General features: G+C 70.3%; 8 protein-coding genes. 5 read left to right on the top strand and 3 right to left on the bottom strand.

What is annotated here, in order from left to right; genetic code table 11:
- Nucleotides 1–524, bottom strand: a 524-nt coding sequence (locus G5C51_RS38985) for an ATP-binding cassette domain-containing protein (protein WP_240930229.1), incomplete at its 3' end; no start/stop codon positions are given.
- Nucleotides 525–580: 56 nt separating this feature from the next.
- Nucleotides 581–1,600 carry a BMP family ABC transporter substrate-binding protein gene (locus G5C51_RS38990; protein ID WP_165245160.1) on the bottom strand — a complete coding sequence of 340 codons (1,020 nt, stop codon included), beginning with the start codon at nt 1,598–1,600 and terminating at the stop codon, nt 581–583.
- Nucleotides 1,601–1,771: 171 nt separating this feature from the next.
- Between G5C51_RS38990 and G5C51_RS38995 the strand changes: the two genes are divergently transcribed.
- From G5C51_RS38995 to G5C51_RS39010, 4 genes are all read left to right on the top strand, one after another.
- Nucleotides 1,772–2,491: an FCD domain-containing protein gene (locus G5C51_RS38995; RefSeq protein WP_165245162.1), complete on the top strand. Its 720-nt coding sequence runs from the start codon at nt 1,772–1,774 to the stop codon at nt 2,489–2,491.
- Nucleotides 2,492–2,518: 27 nt separating this feature from the next.
- The gene (locus tag G5C51_RS39000) at nt 2,519–2,926 is read left to right on the top strand and encodes a RidA family protein (protein ID WP_165245163.1); all 408 of its coding nucleotides are present in this window, start codon (nt 2,519–2,521) and stop codon (nt 2,924–2,926) included.
- A gap of 62 nt (nt 2,927–2,988) precedes the next feature.
- Nucleotides 2,989–3,384 (top strand): NUDIX domain-containing protein, encoded by a 396-nt coding sequence (locus G5C51_RS39005; RefSeq protein WP_165245169.1) that lies wholly within the window; start codon nt 2,989–2,991, stop codon nt 3,382–3,384.
- 1 nt (nt 3,385) lies between these two features.
- Nucleotides 3,386–4,006 (top strand): TetR/AcrR family transcriptional regulator, encoded by a 621-nt coding sequence (locus G5C51_RS39010; protein ID WP_165245165.1) that lies wholly within the window; start codon nt 3,386–3,388, stop codon nt 4,004–4,006.
- Here the strand turns inward: G5C51_RS39010 and G5C51_RS39015 are convergent.
- The gene (locus G5C51_RS39015) at nt 4,003–5,634 is read right to left on the bottom strand and encodes a hypothetical protein (protein WP_420824907.1); all 1,632 of its coding nucleotides are present in this window, start codon (nt 5,632–5,634) and stop codon (nt 4,003–4,005) included. The genes G5C51_RS39010 and G5C51_RS39015 overlap by 4 nt on opposite strands.
- 224 nt (nt 5,635–5,858) lie before the next feature.
- Between G5C51_RS39015 and G5C51_RS39020 the strand changes: the two genes are divergently transcribed.
- Nucleotides 5,859–6,150, top strand: a 292-nt coding sequence (locus tag G5C51_RS39020; protein WP_165245167.1) for an exo-beta-N-acetylmuramidase NamZ domain-containing protein, incomplete at its 3' end; no start/stop codon positions are given.

Raw genomic sequence — 6,150 nt, forward strand, 5'->3', positions numbered from 1 at the left:
TGTGGACCGAAAGCGGCATGGTCACTCACACCCAGGTCAAGGACGCGTACCTGGCCCGCAAGGACAACTTCACCCATCTCGACGACGAGCTCGGTCGCCGCTGGTTCCGCACCTCGCTGGAGCGGCGTCCGCAGCAGCGCCTTGACGATCTCCACCCGCTGTCGCACCCCGACCGGCAACTCCCCCACCACCGCGTCGAGCTCCAGCTCCAGCCCGTACTCCTCCCGCACCCGCGCGACCCGCCCCGCCAGCCCGGGCAAGCGCAGCAGCCGCAGGTTCTCCCCCACGGTCAGCGTCGGTACGAGGCTGAAGTGCTGGTGCACCATCGCCACGCCCGCGGCGAGGGCGTCGGCCGGGCGGCGCGGGGCATACGCCTCTCCGTAGAGCCGCAGCGAACCCGCGTCGGGAGTGAGCGAGCCGCCCACGAGATGGCACAGCGTCGATTTCCCGGCGCCGTTCTCGCCCAGCACGCAGTGCACGCTGCCGGCCTCGACCACCAGGTCCACGTCGTCGAGTGCGCGCATCGTCGGGCCGTAGGACTTACTCAGCCCCGTCAGCTCCAGCGCAGGAACAGGCCCGCTCATCGCGTCTTGATCTTCCCGGCCGCGATCTTCGCCTTCACGTCCTCCAGCGCCTTCTCCACCTTCGGCGGCGCCCCGCACAGCTCGATGTCGTTGTGCGGCTCGTCGAAGGTCAGACCAAAATGAACCGCCTCCGGCTTCCAGCTGCCCTTCACCAGGTGGTCGGCGGCGTACTCGATCTCCGCGCCGATGTCCGTCTCCACGTACCCGGCGTAGCCCTTCTCGCTGCCGCACTCGTGCGCGATCGGCCCGCCGATCAGCGATCCCCCTCGGCTCGCCGCCGCCTGCGCCACGCCCTTGTGGCCGAGGTTCAGGATCTGGCCGAGGACGTCGGCGCCCGCCCCGTAATCCGCCAATGCAGATTGCTTCGCCTTCGCGGCGTCGTTGAAGTCGCCCACGTACTGCGGGCGCAGCACCTTCACCTCGGGGTCGGCGGCCTTGGCGCCGCTCTCGAAGTCCTTGGCGGCGTTGACGATGGCAGGCAGCTCCGCGCCGCCGATGAAGCCCACGGTCTTCTTCTTCGACAGCAGCGCGGCCGCCGCGCCGGACAGGTACGCGCCCTCCGTCTGCTGCGGGTCGTACAGGGCGAGATTCGCCGTGGGCTTACCGTCCGCCGGGCCGCCGATCTCGGCGAACTTCACCTTCGGGAAGCGCTGCGCGACCTTCCGTACGTCGGCGTCGGTCTGGCCGCCGAGTGAGATCACGAGGTCGGAGGTGGTGGCGAAGCGGACCAGCGCCTGCTCGTAATCGGCGGCCTGGACCTGCTCGACCTTGCTGAAGGCGACCTTGCCGCCGTGCTGCTTCGCCGCCCGCTGATAGCCGCGGTACGCGGACTCCATGAAGCCGTCGTCGGAGAGCGAGCCGGGGAAGAGAACACCGACCTTGAGCTCGTCCCCACCGGAGCCGCCCGAGCTGTCCGCGGACGACGCTCCCCCGCCGCAAGCGGTCAGCACCGCCAGACAGGACAGCGCGGCGGCCGCGGCGGGGACCGCGCGGCGTGATGCATGCGTGAGTGCCACTTCAGGTGCCTCCAGGGGAGGGGCCGAGCCGGCCCGCTAGTGGTATACCGTTACGCGCCCTCAGTCTGGAAGCCCCGTGTTGCGCGGGTGTTAGCGCCGGGTTAGCACTGTGCTCCCCTCCCCCAAGCCCGCTTAGGGTGAAGTCGGCACACACAACGGAGGACGGCCTTGGTGACAGCGGCACAGCAGCCGGACACGGCACGCGGCTCGCTCCGCGACCGTGTGTACGACACCCTGCGGCGGCGCATCCTGGAGGTCGAACTCCAGCCCGGGGACCGGCTCGTGGAGCGCGATCTCGCCGCCGAGCTCGAGGTCTCCCGCATCCCCCTGCGCGAGGCGATCAGCCGCCTCGAGGCGGACGGTCTGGTGCTGGTGGTGCCCCGGCGCGGCGCGCTGGTGGCGCCGTTCACGCCCGCCGACGTCCGCGATCTGTTCGACGTACGCGAATCGCTCGAGTCCCTCGCCGCGCGGCTGTCGGCCGAACGCGCCGACGACGCCGCCCTCTCCCGCCTCGCCGCCCGCCTGGACGCCGCCCGTACCGCCACCCGCCGCCGTGACCGGGCCGCGATCGCCGCGGCCAATGCGGGCTTCCACGCCGACATCATCGATACGGCGGCGAATCCGCTGCTCACGAGCATGATGCGCCCGCTGGAGGCGCGCACCCACTGGCTGTTCCGCCTCACCGCCCAGCGCGACCCGGGCCGGCAGTGCGCGGAGCACGAGGAGCTCTACGAGGCCATCGCCGCCCACGACGCCGACCGCGCCGCGGCCGTCGCGCACACCCATGTCGCCGACGGCCGCGCCGAGTCCCTGGCGCTCGCCGCCCGCTGGTCCCGTCCGGAGATCGATCCGGAAGCGGTGGCGGCGCGCAGGCGGCGTCGGGGATCCTGATCACCACAGCCCACGAATGAGGAGAGCATGTCCGTCAAACTTGTGAACCCCGATGGCATCCCGAAGCCCGATGTATACCGCCAGCTGTCCATAGCGGAGGGATCCCGGCTCGTCTTCCTGGCCGGACAGGTCGCCCGGGACGCCGACGGCAACCCCGTGGGCCCCGGTGATTTCGCCGCGCAGGTGGAGCAGGCGTATCTCAACATCGGCCGCGCGATGACCGAGATCGGCGGCTCCTTCGACGACGTCGCCAAGCTGACCATCTACGTCGTGGACTGGACGCCGGACAAGTACCCGCTGCTCGGCGAGGGCGTCACCCGCGCCGCCGCGAAGCTGGGCGTCGACCCGCTCAAGCCGATCACGCTCATCGGTGTCGCCGCCCTGGGCGAGCCGGACCTCATGGTCGAGGTCGAGGCCACGGCCGTGTTGGCGTGACCGGATACCGCATCGCCGAACGCCTCTGGCGCCTGCTCCGCGGCAGGCTGCAGTGGCGCGTCATGTGGCTCATGCACGCGAAGTTCTCGGTCGGGGTCACCGCGGTGGTGCGGGACGGACACGGGCAGGTCCTGCTGCTGCGGCATCGCATGTGGCCGCAGGACCGGGCGTGGGGCCTGCCCACGGGGTACGCGGCGCGCGGTGAGGAGTTCACCGGCACCGTGGTCCGCGAGGTCAAGGAGGAAACCGGCCTGGACGTTGAGCCGGGACAGCTGGTACGCCTGAGGAGCGGTTACCGGCTTCGCGTGGAGGTCGCGTACGAGGCACTGCTGACCGGCGGGACGCTGAAGCCCGATCCGTTCGAGATCCTCGAGGCCGCCTGGTTCTCCCCCGACGCGCTGCCGGAGGGGTTGATGCCGGCGCACCGCAGCCTGATCCACGGCCGGGTGGAGGTCTGACATGGGAATACGCATGCCGCACGCCGAACGGCGGCGGCAGCTGGTCGAGGCGGCCATCCGCGTCATGACGCGGGACGGGGTGGCCAGGACGACCACGCGCGCGGTCGTGGCCGAGGCAGGCGTGTCCCTCAGCGTCTTCCACTACTGCTTCACCTCGAAGCAGGAGCTCCTCGAGGCCGTCATGGAGGCCATCTCGGAGCACTCGGAGTCCCGGGTGCTCGCCACCCTCAGCCGGCAGATGGTGCTGCAGGAGACGGTGCGCGGCACCATCCGCGCGGGCCTGCAGGCGTACTGGGATCACGTGCTCGCCCACCGCGGCGAGCACCTGCTCACGTACGAGCTGACCCAATACGCCCTGCGCGAGCCGGGATACGAGCATCTGGCGCAGCGCCAGTACGAGCGCTACGTCGAGGCGCACGCCAAGGTGATCAGGCGCCTCGGCGCGCTGCTGCCCGGCGCGGAGCTGGTCGCGCCCGCCACCACCGCCGCCAGGTATCTGGCCGCGCTGACGGACGGCCTCACCCTCAACTTCCTCGTCCTCGGCGACGAGGAGAAGGCGGGTGAGGTGCTCGACACCGTCGCGGACCAGATCCTGGCGCTGCTGGCTCCCGCAGAGGGCTAATACCGCTCAGTGGCCCCCCACGTCCGCAGATACGACTCCGCGCCACCCATCAGATCCCGCACCGTCTCCGCGCCCTTCCCGCCGCCGCTGAGCCGGATCTGCTCGATCCAGTCCGGCACCAGGCCGGCATGCGCCGCGCCGTCCGTGTTCACGTCCCAGGTGCGCTCACCGGTCTGCTGCCGGTCGAGGACCGTACCGCCGTCGGCGCTCCGATACGGGTACGTGATCGCGGTGCCGCCCGGTGCGGGCCAGCCGCCCACCCCGTTCATGTCGGTGCCGTATCCGAGCCCGACGCCGTACTTGTCGCGCAGCGCCTTGGTGCCGCCGGCCTCGCTGACGAAGTGCTCGGCGCCGTTCATGTACGGGGCGGCGAAGCCGCCGAGGCGGTAGAGCCGCTCCATCCAGCTGTTGTCCATCCAGCTGTGGCTGGAGATGACGCCCGGGTACTTCGCCGCCTCCAGCAGGTCAAGCGCGCGCCCGGCGGCCTTGACGCTCATGTGGTCGATCTCGAGCATCATGCCGCGCTTCATCATCCCGTTGATCGCGTGCTCGCCGAGGCGGGTGAGCCCGCGGGTGTTGCACTGCGCGTCGCTCGGATAGACGGGGAACCCCGTCCCCGGAGGCAGCAGATCGGCGATCTCCTTGGGGGTCACATTGCTGATGGGGTTGTCGTGCTGCGACCCGCTGCACTTCTCCGTACGCCAGAAGGTGCCGGTGGACAGGAACTGGCCGGCGTTCACGGCCGTGCCGGTGGTGCCGGAGTCGAAGCGCACCCCGCACAGCGCGTTGTCGAACTTATGGCACAGGAACATGCTCCGCACGCCGATCTTGTGCAGCTCATCGAGCCCGCGGTCGATATCCGCCTTGCTGCACCCCGGAATGCCGAGCGTCTGCTTGCAGCCGAACGGCTCGGAGGTCTCCACACCCAGCACCACGGCGAGCTTGCCCTGCTCGATGACCTCACGGGCCTGCGCGGAGTCGGTGACGATACGGAAGAAGCCCTTGCCGGGGCCGCCGTAGATCTTGTCGATGTAGTCCTGCATCTCGAAGGACTTGCGGGCCTCGAGCCGGATGGCGTCCATCTCGTCGCAACCGCGGTCCTTGGCCGGGTAGATGGAGCAGAGCAGCCCGTTGGTGACGAGGTCGTTCACCAGCACCCGCTGGCCGCCGCGCCAGGCGCGCTCCAGCCAGGCGTAGTAGTTCTGCTGGTGGCTGAGGGAGTCGTGGGCGGGCCAGTGCTTGAAGCTCGGCCAGCCGACCGGGTCGTGCTTGCCGTCGGCGCCGCCGGTGAGGTTCTCGAAGAGCGCGCCGGAGCCGTCCGGATAGTGCTCGGGGCAGTCCTTGAGCGCCTCGGCGATGCCGGCCTGGTCGAAGGGCTTGCCGCAGATGATCCGGCCGCCGAAGCCCTCGTTGGACATCACGTGGTTGTGCGCGTCGACGAAGCCGCGGACCCGGCCCTGGTCGTCGGTGCCGCGGAAGGGCTCACCCGTCGCGTTGATCTGCGAGTCGGGGGCGGGGCGTGCGGTGGGCTCCCACCAGTCGCCTTCGGCGCCGGCCGCGGGCGCGGAGCCCAGGCCGATGAGACACAGGAGGGCGGTGAGGAGGGCAATCAGCGCGCGTCGGTACATGGCTGCCTCGCAGAGGTGGGGGCGCAACTTACTCACGCGTAGGTACGGATGAGAATGACGCGCGCCTGACAGTCAGTCAAGTGTCCGGGACGCTTGACCTGCTCCGTGTCCCGCCAGAGTTGTGAACCTCTGGCAATGTGTGCGGGGTCTGTTCCGAACTGCGGCACTGGGTTAGCTTTCGCCTCCAAAGCTCCGCGGTCGCAGTGCGAAAGGAACCCCCGCCCATGCCCAGTGCTCCCTCGCGCCGTTCGCTGCTCGCCGGCAGCGCCGCCGCACTCTCCACGCCGCTGCTGACCAACAGCTCGGCGGCGGCGGCCACCGCGGATGCCACCACGCGCACCGTGACGCCGGGCGCGGATGTGGCCGCGCAGCAGGGCTGGTCGATGCTGCGCGGCCGCAAGGTCGGCGTGGTCTCCAACCCGACCGGCGTGCTGCGCTCCACCGCGCACGTGGTCGACTCGATGGCGGCCCAAAAGGAGCTGAACATCGTCGGCGTCTTCGGCCCCGAACACGGCT

Origin of the sequence: Streptomyces coryli (genome assembly GCF_011044975.1) — a bacterium.
GTDB lineage: Bacteria > Actinomycetota > Actinomycetes > Streptomycetales > Streptomycetaceae > Streptomyces > Streptomyces coryli.

Excerpts from the sequence above, each read along its gene's own strand:
- G5C51_RS39000 (WP_165245163.1), top strand. The coding sequence starts at position 2,519 with ATGTCCGTCAAACTTGTGAACCCCGATGGCATCCCGAAGCCCGATGTA.
- G5C51_RS39005 (WP_165245169.1), top strand. The coding sequence starts at position 2,989 with ATGTGGCTCATGCACGCGAAGTTCTCGGTCGGGGTCACCGCGGTGGTG.
- G5C51_RS39010 (WP_165245165.1), top strand. The coding sequence starts at position 3,386 with ATGGGAATACGCATGCCGCACGCCGAACGGCGGCGGCAGCTGGTCGAG.
- G5C51_RS39015 (WP_420824907.1), bottom strand. The coding sequence starts at position 5,634 with ATGTACCGACGCGCGCTGATTGCCCTCCTCACCGCCCTCCTGTGTCTC.